Genomic DNA, 20292 nt, shown 5'->3' with positions numbered 1-20292 from the left:
TTCCTCCATTACGACCGCCCGAACCATACTGGCACGCCCACTGCACTGCCCTCCCCCAGCGCTTTTGCTACTTATCGAGGGGAGCCACCAATGAACACACAACTCAAACCCACGCTTGGCACCCTGCATTTGTGGGGCATCGCCGTCGGCCTGGTGATTTCCGGCGAGTACTTCGGCTGGAGCTACGGCTGGGGCGTGGCCGGCACGCTGGGCTTTCTGGTGACATCGTTCATGGTTGCGGCCATGTACACCTGCTTCATTTTCAGTTTCACCGAACTGACCACCGCCATCCCCCATGCCGGCGGACCGTTCGCCTACAGCCGTCGGGCTTTTGGCGAGAAAGGCGGCTTGATCGCTGGACTGGCAACCTTGATCGAATTCGTCTTCGCTCCACCCGCCATCGCGCTCGCCATCGGCGCCTACCTGAACGTGCAATTCCCGGCGCTCGATCCGAAACACGCCGCCGTGGGTGCCTATATCGTATTCATGGGCCTGAACATCCTCGGGGTGAAATTGGCCGCGACCTTCGAACTGGTCGTCTGCGTACTCGCGGTCGCCGAGCTGCTGGTGTTCATGGGCGTGGTCGCGCCAGCGTTCAGCTTCAGCAGTTTCGCCCTGAATGGCTGGGCCGGTTCCGACGTGTTCGGCGCACCGGCCATCGCCGGGATGTTCGCGGCGATCCCTTTCGCGATCTGGTTCTTCCTTGCCATCGAAGGCGCGGCCATGGCCGCCGAAGAAGCCAAGGACCCAAAACGCACGATTCCCAAGGCCTACATCAGCGGCATCCTGACCCTGGTAGTGCTGGCCATGGGCGTGATGTTCTTCGCCGGTGGCGTCGGTGATTGGCGCACCCTCTCCAACATCAACGACCCGCTGCCCCAAGCCATGAAAACCGTGGTCGGCGAAAGCTCCGGCTGGTTGCACATGCTCGTCTGGATCGGCCTGTTCGGCCTGGTGGCGAGCTTCCACGGCATCATCCTCGGCTACTCCCGCCAATTCTTCGCCCTGGCCCGCGCCGGCTACCTGCCCGCCTTCCTCGCCAAACTGTCGCGTTTTCAGACCCCGCACCGCGCCATAATCGCCGGCGGCGTGATCGGCATCGCCGCCATCTACAGCGACGGCCTGATCAACCTCGGCGGCATGACCCTCACCGCCGCGATGATCACCATGGCCGTGTTCGGCGCCATCGTCATGTACATCATGAGCATGCTCAGCCTGTTCAAACTGCGCAAAACCGAGCCCAACCTGGAACGCACCTTCCGCGCGCCGGGCTATCCGATCGTGCCCGGCATCGCCTTGGCCCTGGCGGTGGTGTGCCTGGTGGCAATGGCCTGGTTCAACGCCCTGATCGGGTTGATCTTCCTCGGCTTCATGGCGGTGGGCTTCGTGTATTTCGTGCTGACCGCACAGTTGCGTGCCGATGCCCCGGCCGATGCGATGTTGACCGGGCTATAAGGTGTACCCGGCATAACCGGCGTAGTATGGAACCACTGCGAACCGTCTTCGCTCATAAGTGGTAGAGGCAATGGCCAGCGAAATTTTCGCCCGGCCACTGTCCCCTCAAGGAGAGTCCTATGCCCTGGTATGCCTGGTTAATCCTGATCGTCGCCATCGGCTCGATCGTGGGTGGTCTGATGATGCTGCGCGACACCGCCAACAAGGTCGAGCTGACGGACGAACAGCGCAAACGTGTTGCCGAGCGCAATGCCGAGATGGATGCGAAAGAAGCGAAGGATCGCTGACCCGCTTTTCGTGGCGAGGGAGCTTGCTCCCGCTGGGGCGCGAAGCGCCCCCACCCCCTGCTGACCCGGTGTGGCAGTTCTATTGTGTTCAACGCGTCTGGGGGCGCTCCGCAGCCCAGCGGGAGCAAGCTCCCTCGCCACAAGAGCCGCTCGCGCCGTTGCGGTATTTAGTTCTCCCAATCCGCCTTGGCAATATGCAACCCATGCAGCCCTTTGTAAGCCGCCCGCTCCGGCTGACTCCAGCCCTGCAGCAACGAATCCTCCAACCGATAAATCTCCACTCCCAGCGGACGACAAACGCTTAAAGGATCCTGCGCCTCCGGCCCCCACATCGCCAGCGACAGATCCCCACCAGGGCACGTCGACAATGCACATAACAAATCGATCTCCGCAAAAAACTCCAGGTAATCGCCCTTCTGCGCCGGACACGCCTTCATGAAATACATGTCGTCATGATTCAGCCCGGTGCACTGGAAAATATTCAGCACATCGTGGACATCAAACTCGGTCAAACCATGGGGCAACACCGCACGCGTCAGGTTCGAGTGGCAGTGATGATGGAAATCTTCGCCGGTCAGCATCTTGTTCACGTACGGGTCACATCGCGTCCCCAGCAAATCATGCAAACGCCCGCCGTGTTCGTCGATACCGTAGGTGGCCAAGCTGTCATCGGTGATCGTTACCAAAGGCCGCAGAAATGGCAGGTTCGACCACAACCGATCATAGGTGCTGACATGAGCGCCCTGCAGCTGTCGCGTCCGCGCCGCCCACAACCGTTCACGTGGATCGTGGGCGTTCCAGACGTTGAAATCCCCGACTTGCGGACCGACCGGGGTTGTCACGCGAAAGACATGACCGGCCGGCACATGCCAGGCGCGGCCGGTGCGGATTGGGACTTCGAACTGCTCGATCAGGGTGCGTTTGTTCTGCTGGGTGCGGATGCGGTCGTAGAAGGGTTTGTCCACTTGGAGGGCAGAGCCTTTGCTGACCTGGTAGGCGGCTGGGTAGTCTTTGTACATGGCGCAGGTCCTTTGATCAGTCCCAACTGGGAAATTAGTTCAGCGGCGGCCTTCCGCGCTACAGAAAATCGGCCAACTCAGGTTTGGTTCTTAAATAAGAAGAAAACGATTGGATACCGGGCGCAGTGAGATGCAACTGATCAAAGTAAAGAGGCTCCCCGTATTGCTTACCCACCCAAAGGGTGCATAACTGATCTTCACAAAAAAACGGAAGCACGTTTACAAACTTTATACCGTGTCGATCCGCCATTTTTTTGGCTTCGGAAAGCAGCTCATCCAACTTCCAAGCGAGCATTGTTTTGTCAGTAGCGCTGATCGTCGCGCTTGGCATCGCCCGCAACGGCAGAGACTTCAAATAATCTGCCAATGGCAGTGAAAACATTGGAGACAATCCAAAAAGGTAGACATTAGGGGTGACCTTTTTGGCCTCCACTATTCCAGCCTCTACACTTCTGTAGTCGCTCGGACGATAACGAAAGCTCATTACAACCGCACTAACATTCACTTGACTACTAAGAGCCGACAATATTTTTTGCTGCTCCTTAAAGCAAACCTTGGTTGTTCCAGGAGGACAGCTGGACTGATGAAGCATAATAAAGTTTTTATTAGGAAACGCGATTCTCAAGGCATGTGTCGTATCCCTTCCGACGCTATCCCCCATAACCAAAACGTTATCCACGCCTGATTGTTTCACAAGGCATTCAATGAGCTTACTAGCGGTATTACCGAAATCAAAACTGCACGTCCAAAATTTGAATTTTGTTTCATCAAACTCACCCGACTTACCATTGAAATTCAGATTCATGGCTTGCATGTAGAATTCTCTTCGCTCCTCAATCCTATCAAGTATCTCTACCTTGGCGTCAGGATAGATTACTCTTGAAACTGCTGCATACGCCGTCTCTTGATGGGCTACTGCCTTGGGATTGGTAAAATACGCTCCTGCCGCATAAGAACCAACGACTACAATCAGCGCACAAGACCAGACAGGGGCCTTGCCTGAAAAAATTCGCTTGGAGCGAATTGGGCGTTCTATGAATATATAAGACAGCCAGGCGAGTAAGCCGGAGATGAGCAATATTATAGTCATCAGCCAAGCCGCAGGAGTAGGATCAAGAACCCGCACAGCGGCCATCAAAGGCCAATGCCATAAATAAAGGGCATAAGATACCAACCCTATGGAAACCATAGGTTTACTCGCGAGAATTCTGGTTACGACGCCATTACCCTTGGTGAGGATTAGTAACGCAGCACCAATGGTGGGAACTAACGCATACATACCGGGAAAAGGTAAATCGTGTCCGAATGCGATGATAGCAGTAACAATAAGCCCTACCCCAACACACTCTAGAAAATTTTCAACCCCTCTTGACAGATCATATTTCCGAATCGTAGCTAGAACGACTCCTACCAAAATCTCCCAAAAGCGCGCCACTGAATTATAAAAAGCAACATCTTTTTGGTCGTCACTCATTAAGTACACGGAATAGCATAGCGAACAAGCTAGCATGATTACGACGAGAGGAAGCAAGAGCCTTTTACCAATTACCATCACACAAAGCAACATTGCTGGAAAAACAAAATAAAACTGTTCTTCTACGGAGAGCGACCACGTATGTAAGATCGGCGCAAGCGCACCAGGAGAATCAAAGTATGATAACGACTTCAAAATACCAATTCGACATGAAGATCGCATTTGCCTTCAAGCTACTTACAAACCCAGAAAACTGCGTCTTATTTAAAATAAAATAGAATATTATTATAGTTGCGATGAGCACAGGCAGTAATGGCGGCAACAACCTACGCGCTCTACGCTCATAGAACCGGAGAAATGAAAATTTATCGTCACGCAGCTCTGCTACTAGTATAGAAGCAATCAAATATCCAGATATAACAAAAAAAATATCTACACCTACAAAACCTCCCGGAAGCCATTCGGGAAAAGCATGAAAGAACAAAACACTTAAAACTGCTACTGCGCGAAGGCCATCGATTTCCGGTCGATAAACAAAAGCATGACCGACAGTTTTTTGACCGATGTTTATTTTTTCGAATTGCATTGCCCAGGTTGCTCCTATGCGTCCATACGAGCTCCATTTTGCTCGTGTGCTGGAATGCATACTGCCAATGTTTTCATAATGTATCCAGATTTTTTAACTCACGATACAAATGCTGCGTCAAGATGCAGCTGACAAACAGTTGGGGCGCTGATGGCATAATGGATTTGCTGGAAGAACCGTTGGGCGTTTCGTCAGCTATGGAGAGTTGCATTGTTGTAAACGCCTTCGAGCGATTCACAGCGGTGCAGAAGTGCAGCCGAGCCTGGATCATGAACAAAATTTTCAGATATACGGCAGGCCTATCCTTGAGCCAATCATACCGAGGCCGATCATTGACCGGCCTCGGTACGCCTCAGTTTATTTCTAACTTGTCACGGTTGCGGTCGAGAAGCGCTTTACCGATTCCCTTGACCTCAAGCAACTCGTCCGCCGAAGAGAAAGGCCCGTTACTTTCCCGATATGCAACAATCGCCTCGGCCTTGCCCTTGCCTATCCCTGACAGCTCGCGCTGCAACGTTGCGGCATCTGCCCCGTTCAGATCTACCTTGGCTCCTTGCTTTTTCACTGGCTGCTCCACCGTCAACGGCGAAGCAACCGACTCCGGCTTGACCGCTGGGGCAGCAATAACAGCAATCGAGGCGCTGGTGAGGAAGGCAAAAATCAGCGAGTAGAAATAGCCTGTACGCATAAGTGACGCTCCATGACATCGTTAAGAGAGAAGCAGCTTTTCCAAAGCTGCTTCTCAAACTTAGGCGATGCTGGCTTGCTGTCAAAAGTGCGTATGTTACGAGGTGTGTAACAATCAGGGCTCAAGATGGCGCTGCTGGTGGATCCAGTCAACAATTTCTCCGTCCGGGGCGTAGCCACTGACGGTGTCGCGAAGTAATTGACGGACTCGTGCGTAATCGTCTTCTTCGATGGCGATGAGTAAATCTGCCAGCCTCAGCTTGAGGACGTCCCAAGGTAGGAAGTCCTCATTGGCACTCATGATCATTGGATGCTGGGTAGCGACGACGTTATCGCCTATCAGCAACTCCTCATAAAGCTTCTCGCCGGGGCGCAAGCCGGTGAATTTGATAGCGATGTCACCGTGAGGATTCTTTTCGGAGCGAACGCTCAAGCCAGACAAGTGAATCATCTTCTCCGCCAGCTCAACGATTTTCACCGGCTCGCCCATGTCCAGCACAAACACATCTCCACCCAAGCCCATGGAACCGGCTTGAATCACCAGTTGAGCTGCTTCGGGGATAGTCATGAAGTATCGCGTGATCTTGGGATGGGTGACGGTCAACGGCCCACCGGATTTGATCTGCTTATGGAACAGCGGAATAACCGATCCGGAGGAGCCCAGTACGTTACCGAAGCGGACCATGGTGAAGCGGGTCTTGTTAACTCGTGAGACGTTGGCCTGATCACCAAACAATACCGGGGCCAATTCACGACTCAATGCTTGCAACGTCAGCTCAGCGAGCCGCTTGGTGCTACCCATTACATTGGTCGGGCGTACAGCCTTGTCGGTGGAGATCAAGACAAAGTTCGACACACCCGCCTGCAATGCAGCCTGTGCAGTGTTCAGGGTACCGATTACATTGTTCAAGACACCTTCGGCGATGTTGTGCTCAACCATAGGCACATGCTTATAGGCGGCTGCGTGATAGACCGTGTCGACGTTCCAGATCTTCATCACATCAAGCAGTTTCTCTTGGTTGCGGACCGAACCCAAGATCGGCAATAGGCGAACAGATAGAGACTCCCGAGCGATTCGCGGTTCCAGTTCGGACAAAATGCTGTAGAGATTAAATTCGCTGTGCTCGAAAAGCAGCAGCGTGGTGGGTTTCAGCGCAAGGATCTGTCGGCAAAGCTCTGAGCCGATCGAACCGCCGGCCCCCGTGACCAAGACCGACTGGCCTGTGATGCAATGTTCTAATAGATCAGGCTGCGCCGGCACTGCATCACGTCCTAGAAGGTCCGCGATATCCACTTCCTGGATGTCGTCCACCTTGACCCGGCCGCTGGCCAGGTCCATGAAGCCCGGGACGCTGCGTACGTGCAGTGGGAAGCCTTCAAGCAGGGTCAGGATTTCTCGACGGCGCCCACGTGACGAAGAAGGAATGGCGAGCAGTATTTCCTGGGCGCCAGTCGCATCGATCATTTTTTGAATGTGGTTGGGTTGATAGACCTGGAGCCCTGCGATTACGCGATCGGCGATGCTGCTGTCATCGTCTATGAACGCAACGGGCCGCATCACCCGTCCCATACGCAGCGCGGCGACGAGCTGGTTGCCTGCTGCGCCGGCGCCATAGATAGCGACCTTGGGTAGGCCATCGTCACGGTTGGTAAAGGGCACATGTTGCGCCGCAGTGAACCAGTCGCCCAGGAAGTATTGGCGCATCACGAGACGAAGCCCGCCGATCATGATCAGGCTCAACCACCAATAATTGAAGATAATCGAGCGCGGGACGACAGTCTTGTGGTTGCTGTACCAATACACCACCAAGGCCAATAGCAGCGCCGAGAGGCTGACTGCTTTACAAATAGTGATCAGCGCATCGTTACCAAAGTAACGCATGACAGCACGGTACATGCCGAAACGGATGAAAATAGGAATGGCGACCAGTGGAGCCGATGCGAACAGCCACAGATGCGTTTCGATCGGTGCTATCAACGCGTCAACACCCAATCGCACGACAAATGCAAGCCACAGCGCAATCCAGACCAGCACAATATCCATGGCGACCTGGATTGCTCGCTTATGGCGCCTCGGGAGTCCCAACAAGACTGTTCTTAATTTATCCATGAATCCTTCCTGCACCCTGGCCAACTCCTAAACCCCGTCCGCTCTTACGCCGGTGGCAAACCATCGTGCGTTGGACAATCCATAACCGAAAAAAGCGAACCTAGCTTGAAATCAGGCCTTTTCAAGCTCGCCCGCATGAAACTTGAAAGCCAGCAACACCAAAGGTACGTAAGCTATGAGCAAAGCCAACGCGCCGTCTAAGTTCAACAGCACAACGCAGGCGCCCAGGGGCAATAGCCAGAAGACATTGATTACCCCCACCGCGAGTGTTACAGGTAGATGGCGACCGTAACGGCGGGAGGCGAACTGGTACGCATGGCTACGATGGGCCTCGTAGACCTTGTCGCCACGAAGCAGCCGCCTTAGCAAGGTGACGGTTGCGTCGACTATAAAAACACCGAGAAGGATCAGCCAAACCCATAACAATTTGGATGAAACCCAGGCAGCCTGCAGCGACAGCATTCCCAGGATAATCCCGAGGAAGCCGCTACCCGCATCCCCCATGAAAATACGTGCGGGAGGGAAATTCCAAAAAAGGAAACCAGCGACAGCCAACGCTAGTGCGAGAGGAGCGACAATCAAGGAGTCAAAACCGCCCAACCAATAAAGCAGGCACGCCCCTAGACAAACGCAAATTGCCTCCACGCTGGCAATGCCGTCAATACCATCCATGAAATTGTAGAGATTAAGCACCCAGACAAGGTAGAACAGCGCGAGGATGTGTCCAAACCAAGCCAACTCCAAATCCAGACCAAACAATGTGATTGGCGGCAACCCACCTAGCCAGTACAACGCCCATACCGAAGCCGCGAAATGCCCCAGTAACCGCCAGCGAGCAGCGATGTGGCCATGATCGTCCAGAAAACCCAGAACAGCGACGCCCATGCCAGCCCCAAGCATCGCGTACATGGTTGGCCAGGTCAGAAACCCGGCAACAGCCAAAACAGGCAGAGCCAACAGAAAGCTAAGGACAATGGCCACACCACCGCCTCTAGGGGTCGGAACGGTATGTGAACTACGGGCGTTGGGCACATCAATCATACTGCGCGACAAGGCGTAACGACGTAGCAACCAAGTGAGCGCGCAGGATAAACCGACAAACAACAGGGACAACATAACATTCATATCGACATCCAACGTGTGACCCGGATCTAAAACCGGATTTAGCGACAGTCGTATCTCAACGGGAGTACCGCCGATTCCAACTGCTTCCCACTTCAATCAACGCGGCCCGTGCATCCTCTTCTGGATTCCAGCCCAACAAACGCCTGGCCTTGGATGAATCAACTTGCAGCGAACGGAAGAGCTGCACATGCAAATTCTGGCGACCAATCAGTTTGGCTCCGAATAAAGCCAAGCTATCCGGAATAGGAAACATACATGGCCGCTTGCCCATCCCTTCAGCGAGCAACTTTACTATATCGGTCGTAGATAGATCACACCCGTCAGATACAAGAAAGAGCTCTTGAGCGGCATCGGGGTGACGGACACACAACTCAATAAACCCCACCAGATTCTTAAGGGAAATCATACTTCTCTTATTGTCCAGAGCGGCGAAAGGCAGTGGTAACCCGCTCGAAACCAACCGTAAGAGCCTGGCGAAATTTCCTGGGGCCTGAACATCATAAACCAAGGGGGGACGAACGATAACAGACTCAATAGGTAAGCTTTTCATCATTGCATTGAGTTGCAATTCCGCTTCATATTTCGAAACGGCATAGTCAGCGTGAGGGTGAGCTGTGGTTCGCTCATCAAACGCACCTGTGCAGGTTTCTGATCCGTTGACGCCTATCGAGCTGATATAAACAAAACGCCTCACACCCGCAGCAATAGCCAGCTGAGCAAGCCGTACCGTCGCATCTCGGTTCGCAAGACGATACAACTCAAGGGCGCCAGCATTTTTTTCTCCCAGCACGTGAGCACGTCCCGCCAAATGAACAATGCAGTCGATGCCCAACCCCTCTAGACTAAGGTCATCGGAACGCTCAAGATCGGCCACCAAATAATTGACCCTGTCGATCGGCTTAGACAACTGGCGAACCACTGCAGATACGTTATAGCCCTCCGACAAAAGCCTATGACAAAGAGCCCTACCGATGAAGCCGTTAGCCCCGGTAACTAAAACGTTTTGAACTTCCTTGTGATTATTGGCAGTCACGGTTAGAAATTCCTCGGCCAATCGCAAAGTACAGCAGCCCGGCCTTGGTCATCTCGGTAGGGTTGAAGATATTTCGCCCGTCTACAACTATAGGGTAACGCAAAGTACTCTTCAGCCAATCAGCCTCTAACGTCCTATAGGCTTTCCATTCAGTACAAATTACCAATGCATCGGCGCCCTCGACCGCATCCTCTCTGGTAGCGCATAACATAAGGTCATCACGAGCACCGTAGATTCGCTTACATTCTTCCATTGCTTCGGGATCGTGTGCCCTAACAGAAGCACCAGCGGCCCACAAAGCTTCCATAAGGGTACGGCTTGGAGCGTCCCGCATGTCATCGGTATTTGGCTTGAAGGCCAATCCCCACAGGGCGACGCATTTGCCCTTGAGCTGGCCATCAAAAGCCTGTGCCAATTTTTTAAACAAGATATCCTTTTGGCGATTATTGACCGCCTCGACAGCCAGCAGCAAATCAGGCTGATAGCCCGCTTCCTGAGCAGTACGAGCCAGTGCTTGGACATCCTTGGGAAAACAGGACCCGCCATACCCACAGCCTGGATAAATGAAGTGGTAACCGATCCGGGGGTCGGAACCGATACCAAGGCGTACACTTTCAATGTCTGCATCGAGACATTCAGCCAAATTAGCCAATTCATTCATAAAACTAATTTTAGTGGCGAGCATAGAATTCGCTGCGTACTTGGTAAGCTCCGCTGAACGAACATCCATAAACATGATCTTATCGTGATTACGATTGTATGGCGCATAGCATTGGCGCATGTCATTGGCGACTTTTTCCGAATCAGTGCCAACGATGATTCGAGGTCCTTTCGTGAAATCATCAATAGCTGCTCCTTCCTTGAGAAACTCAGGATTAGAGCAAACATTGAACTCTATTTCTTTATTTCTGGCTTCAAGTTGTTGCCTTACAACAGCTTTCACCTGATCAGCGGTCCCTACCGGAACCGTCGATTTATCGATGATCAACTTTTCATTATCCATGTAAAGACCGATAGTTTTAGCAACGGCCAACACGTATTGCAGATCAGCCCTACCATCTTCGTCCGGCGGTGTTCCGACGGCGATGAATTGGAGATAGCCATGCTCGACACCTTTTGCAGCGTCGGTCGAGAATCTCAGACGTCCGGCCTGGACATTATTCAATATCAGCTCGTCAAGCCCTGGCTCGTATATTGGTATGACACCACAGTTTAAGGCGTCAATTTTTTCCTTGTTGATATCAATGCACATCACCGTATGACCGACATCAGCCAGACAAGCTCCCGTGACGAGCCCAACATATCCACTACCGAATACTGTAATTTTCATCGAGACTCAACTTTTAACTTTTTTCCGACAACAGATTGTCAAAATACTTGATCGTTTTTTCCAAACCTTGATCAAGCATAATTGTCGGCTGCCAATTCAACAGCTCCTTAGCTAAGCTAATATCCGGCTGGCGCTGCTGGGGATCATCCTGAGGTAACGGCTGGAACACAAGTTTCGAATTCGAACCCACCAGTTCCAGCACTCGCTCAGCCAGCTGCCGAATAGTGAATTCACCCGGGTTACCGAGATTGACTGGGCCCGTGACGCTATCGGGTGTATCCATCAAGCGCAGAAACCCTTCTACTAGATCGTCGACGTAACAGAAGCTACGGGTCTGCTGTCCCTCACCGTAGATAGTGATGTCCTCTCCACGAAGCGCTTGAACAATGAAGTTGCTTACGACCCTGCCATCATTCGGATGCATACGTGGGCCATAGGTGTTAAAAATACGAGCAATTTTTATCCGAACATTATGCTGCCGGTGATAGTCAGAAAAAAGTGTCTCTGCACAGCGTTTCCCTTCGTCGTAGCACGACCGGATGCCAATAGGGTTTACCTTCCCCCAATAGGACTCAGGCTGGGGATGCACTTCTGGATCGCCGTACACCTCACTGGTAGAAGCTTGAAAAATTTTGGCTTTAGTTCGTTTAGCGAGCCCCAACATATTAATCGCGCCGTGAACGCTGGTTTTCAACGTTTGCACCGGATCGAATTGATAATGTACAGGAGATGCTGGGCAGGCCAGATTATAAATTTCATCAACCTCTACATGTAATGGGAAGGTTACATCGTGACGAAGAAGTTCAAAGTACGGATTCTGTAACAGGTGAGCGATATTGCGCTTAGCACCGGTATAAAAATTGTCCACACAAAGAACTTCATAGCCCCGTTCCAACAGCCGCTCACACAAATGAGAGCCAACGAAGCCTGCCCCGCCAGTAACCATTACACGTTTCATAATCCCTTCCTCAAAATTCGATAGTAAAATCCACCCAGCGCATGGGTAATTGTGTAAAGCGCTGCTTGAGCAGCAGAAGTTCCAGGATATTCTTTATGAACCATATACATACGCTCAAGCATGTATTTTTTCGAACCTGATATTTGGCCTACTATTCGTCTATAGCTCAGCAAAGGATAACAAAGCTTTATTGTAGCCCCGATTTCCTCATGCATTCTCAACCAGCAATGATAATCCTCAACTGCCTTGTAGCGGATATCCTCATTGAAAGGAAAGCGCAACATGAGATCCTTCTTAACCACCACGCTAGAGGTAGGAATCCGGCCTTTTATCTGCTGCTTAGCGAAACTGATTTGCTCCAAGGCAACTTCCATCACCGGATCAAAAGTGAGAAGCGTATCATCAGTAAAATCTTTCATTTGGGTGCAACAAAAATCGACATTACTCGTCTGAAGCGCGTCAATTTGCAGCTTCAGCTTCTGAGGATGCCATATATCATCCGCATCTAGAAAAGCAATCCAATCGCCAGATGAATTACGTACTCCAATATTTCTAGGAGCCGCCGGAGCTCCATTATTTTTTTCAAGAGATATAAGCTTGATTCTCGAGTCTTTCTCTACGAACGATTGGACAACTTGACGGGTTGCGTCCTTCGAGCAGTCATCTATAACAATCAGCTCCCAATTGGTATAAGATTGATCAATCACAGACTGTATCGACCGCGCGATCAAGCCCTCCGCATTATAAGAAGGCATGATGACTGAAACTAATTTCCGCGCAAACTCGCTCAACCTCGATCTCCTCTTGGCATTTTTGCCCTAACATTATCTACCCAGCGCAACCCGAAACGCCTGCGTATCAAAAGTGGCTCCAACATGATCGGCTGGGCCTCGTATTCTGCAAGCTGCGCCCATTCCTTCTTCTTCAGGGCGTCGACTACGACGTCTTCGCCATAGCCATCGTCAGCGAACGTCGCGTCGTCAGCTGTCAGCTTACCTGTTTTTAGCATGGAGATAATTCTCTCAGGGTCAGCTCCCTCGAAATACCTGTAACGCGTAGTCTCCACAGCTTTGACATATTTTACGTATTGTGAGAAGCGGTGAGATCTTAAATATAAAAAGCGTAATGTTTTGCGAATAACGACATCTGGATCAAGCGAAACCCGAGCATCATTTGCATATAAAGACTGCTTATCTCTAAACGCCCTTAAAAAACCCGCCTCCTGATACGTTGAAGGCCCCATGCAGATAACTTGCTTGCCACATACCCCGGCTTCGACTGCAGAGCTTCCGCCATTAAGGACTACTATATCCGCCTGCTGAATAAGATCATAGGTACTTGCCTTTTGCTCGCTGGATATACAATAGATATTATTCTTGAACGCCCACTCTTTATATAAAGAAAGCGATCTGTCACCGACTACTTTCCCGATGTTTTCAGCCCAATTTGGATGACAGCGAACCACTACTTGCTCTGGCTTTATTGAAAACGCTTCGAATAGATCATCAAGTGCCTTGGTGTTGTCCGTCCACTCCGTACGCCACTCATCGTGACCGGCAAATTCGTTTTTGCTACTTGGAATAACCAGTACTCGGGGCCCGTCGCTGGTTAACGGCCAAGGTGCAGGTTCGGGATTTCTATTATATAGACGCCATTCGAGAGAATTTTTTTGCAGGAAGCGTTCACCTGCCAGACGTCCCGCCAACCTCGCCTGTTCAGCAGTCAAAGGTCTATCATCGTATTCTTTAACCATATCGCCCAGTGCCTTAAGCGACAGACAGTTCGCGTTGGGGATCAACTGGAGCCCGTCACCGAACCAAGTTCGCTCATGAGTGATATAGGGAATATTTTTCTGCTCACACGCATACGTAATAGCCCGGGGCAAATCCATTCTACCATTGAAACAAATTACCGCTTCTATACGGTTATCTTCTATCCACCGGGCGGCGCTTTGGTACACTGTGTTAATAGGTACATACAAACTTTCCCTGACCGTAACGACTTGAGGCTCATTCCACTCAATCTCAGATTCGGTCCGGTTTAACGTACATGAACTGGACAGGGCGAGACGGTCTAACACATCTGAGTCTAGACTCTCAGAGCCAGAGCTTACAGAAGTGACATTTTTTACCGGAAAGCTCCTGACGCCTCCCAAGATACATTTGGGACACTCTTCTAGCTTCCGCTTGCCTTTGATTGCTCGGGAGTAGCAATTACTCACTGCACCGTCACAGGTCAGATAGAAAATCTCGTGCCCGCCATCTTCAAGCATTCTAGCCAAATAATACAAATGCTCGACGTGAGGCCTAAAAGAGAACATATTGACAAGTCCGATCCTCATAAAGACCTAACCTCCTTTTTTATCGAGCACAAAAACATATATATACCTGCCGCCGAACACAGCGAAACCAAGACAAAAATAAACATAATTACATTCATAGATGAAAGGACAGGGGCTACTAACAACGTATCCAGTAAAGCAACATAAAATATCACCTTAAATATACCGCTAGAGCGCAGAATGGAGAAGTTCATCCAAGCCAAGAGGCTAGCCAACAAAAGCGCTCCTGCGACAACCCCAAGTAAACCATACTCGTAATAAATCGATCCTGGCAAGGAGTTAAATAATCCCGCATACTGATATTCGCCACCTGCCGAGCCGATAACTTTCGAACTCAAGGCGAGTATGCCCCCCCATAACGCAGACCCGCCCGCATCAGAAGGTAAATATTGGATATTTTCGGACAGCACCCAGAACGTATGGGTTACATATAAGGCGGTCAGAAGAAGGTAATTTTTTATATCGCAAACAGCTCCAGAGTCACAGGCATTGTAAGATTGGGTTTTCATGCCATGGAGGTGATCTACAAAGCTATTTAGGTAAGCCTCCGAGTCATTTCCACCCACAGAGGCTCGTGCATAAAAAACAAACATGATTGCAGCCAAACAAAGCATACCCGCAAAGAAAATCCAAACCAAAGATCTTACCTTAAACAGTTCTGTATACGCACCTCGACCGGAACTTCCTCGGGCGATAATTACCGCAATAAAACTAACGACCAACACACCGATGAGTGAGCGTCCGCCGAGAATATAAGACCCTGTCAAAAGCGCGACAAAAATCAACGACGCTAAGACCCATCGCTGTTTGCGGGAAAAAAATTCATAGTAATAAACTAGAAATACAAAAGCAAAATAGTACCAGAATTGCAACAGATTCCCCACCACGCTAAAAATAGAAGAGACACCCTCAGCGCCGGCTCTTTCAGAATTCAACCGTGACCTGATCTCCACAAAATTACTACTTAAGTAATCCACACCCTGATATAAAGACCGGTCTATAATTAAGAAACCAAGCCCTAATATCGACAGCCAGCACGACAGCCTCATAACTGTATACAACTCACGAGACGGCGAATATACAGAGGCTGAAATCGTACGCGCATCAATAAAATATAGACCTAGCGACACCAGAAAGTACGAAACAACCATGACCATATAAAATAGAGCATACACCCCATAGGCAGGGTATACATCCGCAACTGCGGATGTATAGGGAATAGACAATTCAAGCACCAAGAACAACAACGCGACAGCCAACACTATTGCAACAGGCAAAATAATATGCAATAAATTTTTCTTGGCAATTATCAATTCAGCCCGCCCTTTCCCACTTACATTGCCACTCATATTAAGACGTCAAAACTCAACGGCGTGTTTTTCTTGATATCAACAGCAGCGCTTTTTCCTAAGATAATGTCGAGGTATTTCGGCGGCAACCCATAGCCCGGGCGCACACTTCGTACATTTTTCAGACTAATGATCTCACCCTTGGCGATATTTTCCACTGCATAGAGGGAGCGCCTGAATTGCACATTCCCTTGCTCACTAGACTTACTCCCATAATCAACCTTGCCCAGCGCCGCCCATGCCGTTTTACTATCCTGGCACAGCGCCATAAGCTCTTGGGGTTGTAGCGAAAAACTGTCATCTGGGCCGCCGCCGCTGCGATCAAGGGTAAAGTGTTTCTCGATAATCGACGCCCCGAGTGCAACGCTTGTAATTGCCGTTGTATTGTCTAATGTATGGTCAGATAACCCGGTCACCAAACCATGGCGATGGATCATATCCGGAATAGTACGTAGATTATAATCTTCTGCCGGCGCTGGATAACCACTAACGCAGTGAAGGACAGCCAGTTCCTTACAACCGCCCTCTCGCGCGGCCTCGATTGCCTCAGCTATCTCGTCTGCGTCTGCCATCCCGGTAGAGATGATCATCGGTTTGCCCGTACTGGCCACATATTTTATTAGCGGTAGGTCAATCGCTTCGAACGAAGCAATTTTATAAGCAGGTGCGTTCAGACTTTCGAGAAGATCAACTGCCGTCGAGTCGAAAGGCGAGCTGAAAATAGTGATGTCGAGCTTTTTTGCATAGTCAAAAAGCGGAGCATGCCATTCCCAGGGCATGTGGGCTTCTTTATAAAGCTCATACAATGTCCGCCCATCCCACAACCCACCACGAATCTGGAAATCGGCCGAATCGCAATCTAACGTAATAGTGTCAGCGGTATATGTCTGCAGCTTGATCGCGTCGGCGCCCGCCTTCTTGGCCTCTTCCATAATCCGCTTTGCAGTCTCAAAATTGCCATTATGATTGGCGGACAGCTCTGCAATAATATACGGGGGCTCGTCTGCGCCAATTTTTCTGCCGGCTATATTGATACTAGGATTTCGCATACGATTGACTCTCTTCTGGCTGCCATTCGGCGCTCAATAATCCAAAGCAAATAACTGAATGATAGTTTTCGCCGTCGTAGTGTTGATCGCGCAGAACTCCTTCTTGCTGAAATCCCATACCAAGATGAAACTTGATTGATCGTTCATTATAGGCAAGGGCTTGTCCGCAGATCTTATGCAGATGGAGAGCTCTAAACGCGTAATCCAGCGCCGCCTTTCCCAATTCTCGGCCTGTGCCCTTCTCTGCTTCAGGCGCTATGTAGAACCCCCAGTCAGCGACTCCAGGTACGCCGAGTTCGGTTATATTCACGAAGCCTTGGGCTGCGCCGTCCATTTGGAAAATCAGTAAATGCTTGCTTGCATCAACGGACGCACGCATGAACCAGGTTCGATGCTCTTCAAGCTTGATTTCATGCTGGGTATACATAAAACGACGTATATCCGGATGATTCCTCCAGGCAAGTACAAGGTTCAAATCGTCTGCCGTCATCTTCCGGATAGATGAGTCCCGCTGCGCATTATCCATTGCCCATGCTCCCGATTAACCGCTCAACACCTAAACCGTCGCAGACGTTTTTTGCCTGCCGGCTTAGCTCCGACAAGGAACAGCCTTGTGTTAAATCGAATATGGCCGCCGGTAAGCGTTCGGGAACATCGTTCGCTTGTCCAACGAGCACGACGCAGCCGGAACGCGAGAGTGCTTCTGCCCCAGATTTTTGATTATCCGCCAACACCACCATAATGGTCGGCACACCCAAGCAGCAGCGCTCCCAGGAGGTACTGCCAGCGGCACCGATGATTAGATCTGCCGAAGTCATGCGCTCAGCCATATCAGACACGTTAACCAACACTTCGGTAGGCCAAGGCATGGTCGCCGCGATTTCGTTTACAGAAGCCAGACAAGGAGCGTTAAGTCCCATGATTACGCTTATTCGGCAATCGTCAGGTAGAGGGCAGTCTCGCAGGATCCGCAGGACGAGCCCTGTGGCATTTGCTTGATCGACGCCTCCCATCGTAATCAGCAGATGCTGGAGCACCGAAGAGCTTCGTCTCTCAAGGCTTCGCTTACGCAGCTGGGCAAACTCTGGGCGTAACAGTGCGAACCGTGCACCAGCCAGTATTTGGCAGCCATCGGGCACAAGCCCTATGTAGTCTCGCTCCGTACGCCCGTGGTTCTGATCGAGGAGTATTTTGCAAACATGCGGACGGTCCGCGAGGTCATCTATAACTAAAAGATCGTTATAGTATTTCTTCAGTGCGTTTTCCCACCGGGCATCCAGAGCATAATGATCCACTACCAGCCAGTCAGGCATTAACTCGCCTAACAGGGCAGCACACTCGCTGGCATCTTGCGTTTGGGAAGCTCCGAGCCAAGCAGAGTGAGTTAGTTGGCTTTCCGGGAAAACTGAGTAGCCAGCGGCGCCAGGGCTCTCAGTCGCGTCCAGTGCAAACGCTTCGAAATGCTTGCTCCGAACAAAATCAAGCAGATTTCCTGGGTGCTCCCTACAAATGAAATAGCATGTAGCGCCTTCAGCACGCAGAGCTTCAGCCAAAGTTAAGCAACGCATTACATGCCCGCTGCCAATCAGCAGCGAGGCATCTGCCCTGAATACTACCGTCATGCCTTTCATGCTTTGGCGCTTTCCGCTTGAAAGGCTTTATACATCCATTCAGCACGAACCCAATCTTCTGGGGTATCGATGTCTTGCACACGATGGCGCGGTAGTACAACAGCGCTCGACTGTGGGCTGAAAATCATATGCCCAGCCAGCCATGCAGTTGTCAGCCCCCAATAAAACTGCCCGGCGTCGTGATAGCTTTCTTCCAGATCTTGTGAGCGAGTGTTGAAGTGCTCGGCGTGAAACATTTCCACGCCTCCGTTTTCAGACAGGCGAATCGCTCGCTGAATGGGGAATGCATAGCTGGTGACTGAAAACGCGTATTGGCTGCCCGTTCGTTCAAGAGTCGCCAGACCTCGCTGCAAATCTTCAGGGCTGACAAACGGGGCTGTAGCATAAAGGCAGCAAACCTGCTGGGCTTCAAACCCATCAGCCCTGAGACGTTCAATTGCTTGCTGAATAACCGGTATTGTTCCGGTGTAGTCGTCAGCCAACTCAGCTGGACGCATGAATGGAACGCTGGCTCCGCAATCACGCGCAACACCGGCAATCTCTTCGTCATCCGTAGACACAATGACCTTATCAAAACAGCCACTCTCGAGCGCCGCCTCGATTGACCAAGCGATCATCGGCTTGCCACAAAAAATCTTGATGTTTTTTCTTGGGATGCGCTTGCTGCCGCCCCGGGCAGGAATGACGGCCAGTCTCATGCGTTCACTGCCTGTTTGATGGCAGCTACCACCTGGTCTTGCTGTTCATCACTCATGGTCTGGAACATCGGAATGCTGATAGCTTCGCGATAGTAATCCTGGGCTACCGGGAAATCTTCCGGCTTGAACCCCATCTGCGCATAGTACGGCTGCGTATGGACAGGAATGTAATGCAGGTTCACCCCGATCCCCTGGTCCCTCAGCGATTCGAACACTTGACGGTGGCTCTTGCTGATTTTTGCCAGTTGTAGCCGAATCACGTAGAGGTGCAAGCCTGAATAACTGTCGGGATGTTGCCATGGAACAGTTACAGGCAGCGCCGCGAGCAGATCGTTATAACGCGTTGCCAACTGGTGTCGCCGAGCAATGAACTGATCCAGACGCTCCATCTGACTTAAGCCCAAGGCTGCTTGCAGTTCGGTCATTCGATAATTGAAACCCAGGTCTATCTGCTGGTAGTACCAGGGACCGTCTGAGTCGTGAGTCATTTGTTGCGGATCACGAGTAATGCCGTGGCTGCGCAAAAGCGCCATCTTGTTCGCAAGTTCGGCATTATTGGTCAGCGCCATCCCACCTTCTGCGGTAGTGATTATCTTCACCGGATGAAAGCTGAATACCGTAATGTCGCTGTATTTGCCGCTCCCAATGAAATCGCCTTGGTATTTTCCACCGATGGCGTGAGAGGCATCCTCTATCACCTTGAAGCCGTAGCGCTTGGCGAGTTTTTGTATGGCCTGCATATCGCAGGGCTGGCCACAAAGGTGTACCGGCACGACCACCTTAGGCAGCGTACCCTCTCGCTCAGCCTTTACCAGCTTGCGCTCCAGCGCCTGAGGGCAAAGATTGTAGGTACGAGGATCGATATCAACGAAATCAACTTGAGCAGCGCAATACAAACCACAGTTCGCAGAAGCGACAAACGTAACGGGACTCGTCCATAAACGATCACCGGGACCAAGACCCAACGCAAGACATGCGATATGCAACGCCGACGTAGCGCTATTCACCGCAAGCGCATGCCTGGCGCCCACATGGGCAGCAACCTGCTGCTCAAAACGAGGCACCATCGGCCCCTGGGTGAGGAAATCAGATTGCAGCACACCGACAACCGCGTCGATATCGGCTTGGGTTATATCCTGGCGACCGTATGGAATCATGGA

At 51.1% G+C, this 20292-nt stretch carries 19 protein-coding genes; 2 read left to right on the top strand and 17 right to left on the bottom strand.

Translation table 11 applies throughout. From position 1 onward, the window contains the following. The first annotated feature begins 90 nt into the window (after window positions 1-90). Window positions 91-1455: an ethanolamine permease gene (gene eat / locus J3P92_RS08600; RefSeq protein WP_434650401.1), complete on the top strand. Its 1365-nt coding sequence runs from the start codon at window positions 91-93 to the stop codon at window positions 1453-1455. A gap of 119 nt (window positions 1456-1574) precedes the next feature. After that, entirely contained in the window at window positions 1575-1742 is a 168-nt protein-coding gene (locus J3P92_RS08595; RefSeq protein WP_003183831.1) for a DUF2897 family protein, read from the top strand. Window positions 1743-1909: 167 nt separating this feature from the next. Here J3P92_RS08595 and J3P92_RS08590 read toward each other — a convergent pair whose 3' ends face one another. The 17 genes from J3P92_RS08590 to pseC all read right to left on the bottom strand — a co-directional run bounded on the left by J3P92_RS08590 (window position 1910) and on the right by pseC (window position 20289). Further along, window positions 1910-2761, bottom strand: a complete 852-nt coding sequence (locus J3P92_RS08590; RefSeq protein ID WP_434650399.1) for an urea carboxylase-associated family protein — start codon at window positions 2759-2761, stop codon at window positions 1910-1912. 58 nt (window positions 2762-2819) lie between these two features. Further along, a complete protein-coding gene (locus tag J3P92_RS08585; protein ID WP_434650397.1) occupies window positions 2820-4457 on the bottom strand; it encodes an acyltransferase family protein in 1638 nt (545 codons plus the stop codon). Beyond that, complete coding sequence (locus J3P92_RS08580) at window positions 4408-4821, bottom strand: acyltransferase family protein (RefSeq protein WP_434650395.1); 414 nt, start codon at window positions 4819-4821, stop codon at window positions 4408-4410. Before J3P92_RS08580 ends, J3P92_RS08585 begins: the two co-directional genes overlap by 50 nt. 352 nt (window positions 4822-5173) lie before the next feature. Continuing rightward, complete coding sequence (locus J3P92_RS08575) at window positions 5174-5509, bottom strand: ComEA family DNA-binding protein (RefSeq protein WP_434650393.1); 336 nt, start codon at window positions 5507-5509, stop codon at window positions 5174-5176. A gap of 114 nt (window positions 5510-5623) precedes the next feature. Continuing rightward, on the bottom strand, window positions 5624-7618 hold the full coding sequence (locus J3P92_RS08570; protein ID WP_434650391.1) for a polysaccharide biosynthesis protein: 1995 nt from the start codon (window positions 7616-7618) through the stop codon (window positions 5624-5626). Window positions 7619-7729: 111 nt separating this feature from the next. Beyond that, window positions 7730-8743 carry an MraY family glycosyltransferase gene (locus J3P92_RS08565; RefSeq protein ID WP_434650389.1) on the bottom strand — a complete coding sequence of 338 codons (1014 nt, stop codon included), beginning with the start codon at window positions 8741-8743 and terminating at the stop codon, window positions 7730-7732. A 55-nt stretch (window positions 8744-8798) separates the two neighbouring features. Next, window positions 8799-9776, bottom strand: coding sequence for an NAD-dependent epimerase/dehydratase family protein (locus tag J3P92_RS08560; RefSeq protein ID WP_434650387.1), 978 nt, complete (start codon window positions 9774-9776; stop codon window positions 8799-8801). After that, window positions 9763-11106: a UDP-glucose dehydrogenase family protein gene (locus tag J3P92_RS08555; protein ID WP_434650385.1), complete on the bottom strand. Its 1344-nt coding sequence runs from the start codon at window positions 11104-11106 to the stop codon at window positions 9763-9765. Before J3P92_RS08555 ends, J3P92_RS08560 begins: the two co-directional genes overlap by 14 nt. A 13-nt stretch (window positions 11107-11119) precedes the next feature. Continuing rightward, complete coding sequence (locus tag J3P92_RS08550; RefSeq protein ID WP_434650383.1) at window positions 11120-12064, bottom strand: UDP-glucuronic acid decarboxylase family protein; 945 nt, start codon at window positions 12062-12064, stop codon at window positions 11120-11122. Continuing rightward, on the bottom strand, window positions 12061-12855 hold the full coding sequence (locus J3P92_RS08545; RefSeq protein WP_434650381.1) for a glycosyltransferase family 2 protein: 795 nt from the start codon (window positions 12853-12855) through the stop codon (window positions 12061-12063). Before J3P92_RS08545 ends, J3P92_RS08550 begins: the two co-directional genes overlap by 4 nt. Further along, window positions 12852-14405 carry a capsule biosynthesis protein gene (locus J3P92_RS08540; protein ID WP_434650379.1) on the bottom strand — a complete coding sequence of 518 codons (1554 nt, stop codon included), beginning with the start codon at window positions 14403-14405 and terminating at the stop codon, window positions 12852-12854. Before J3P92_RS08540 ends, J3P92_RS08545 begins: the two co-directional genes overlap by 4 nt. After that, complete coding sequence (locus J3P92_RS08535) at window positions 14402-15754, bottom strand: hypothetical protein (RefSeq protein WP_434650377.1); 1353 nt, start codon at window positions 15752-15754, stop codon at window positions 14402-14404. Before J3P92_RS08535 ends, J3P92_RS08540 begins: the two co-directional genes overlap by 4 nt. Further along, window positions 15751-16803, bottom strand: coding sequence for a pseudaminic acid synthase (gene pseI, locus J3P92_RS08530; protein ID WP_434650375.1), 1053 nt, complete (start codon window positions 16801-16803; stop codon window positions 15751-15753). Before pseI ends, J3P92_RS08535 begins: the two co-directional genes overlap by 4 nt. Beyond that, window positions 16790-17329: a UDP-4-amino-4,6-dideoxy-N-acetyl-beta-L-altrosamine N-acetyltransferase gene (gene pseH / locus J3P92_RS08525; protein ID WP_434650373.1), complete on the bottom strand. Its 540-nt coding sequence runs from the start codon at window positions 17327-17329 to the stop codon at window positions 16790-16792. Before pseH ends, pseI begins: the two co-directional genes overlap by 14 nt. Next, the gene (gene pseG, locus J3P92_RS08520) at window positions 17322-18434 is read right to left on the bottom strand and encodes a UDP-2,4-diacetamido-2,4,6-trideoxy-beta-L-altropyranose hydrolase (protein WP_434650371.1); all 1113 of its coding nucleotides are present in this window, start codon (window positions 18432-18434) and stop codon (window positions 17322-17324) included. The genes pseH and pseG overlap by 8 nt, the downstream gene beginning before the upstream one ends. Further along, a complete protein-coding gene (pseF, locus tag J3P92_RS08515) occupies window positions 18431-19132 on the bottom strand; it encodes a pseudaminic acid cytidylyltransferase (protein ID WP_434650369.1) in 702 nt (233 codons plus the stop codon). The genes pseG and pseF overlap by 4 nt, the downstream gene beginning before the upstream one ends. Further along, the gene (gene pseC, locus J3P92_RS08510) at window positions 19129-20289 is read right to left on the bottom strand and encodes a UDP-4-amino-4,6-dideoxy-N-acetyl-beta-L-altrosamine transaminase (protein ID WP_434650367.1); all 1161 of its coding nucleotides are present in this window, start codon (window positions 20287-20289) and stop codon (window positions 19129-19131) included. Before pseC ends, pseF begins: the two co-directional genes overlap by 4 nt. Between the last annotated feature and the right edge of the window lie 3 nt (window positions 20290-20292).

The sequence above is a fragment of the Pseudomonas sp. D3-27 genome (assembly GCF_051132165.1).
Lineage (GTDB): Bacteria > Pseudomonadota > Gammaproteobacteria > Pseudomonadales > Pseudomonadaceae > Aquipseudomonas.
The sequence above is the reverse complement of the archived record's forward strand: the minus strand, read 5'-3'. Positions and strand labels throughout refer to the sequence as shown.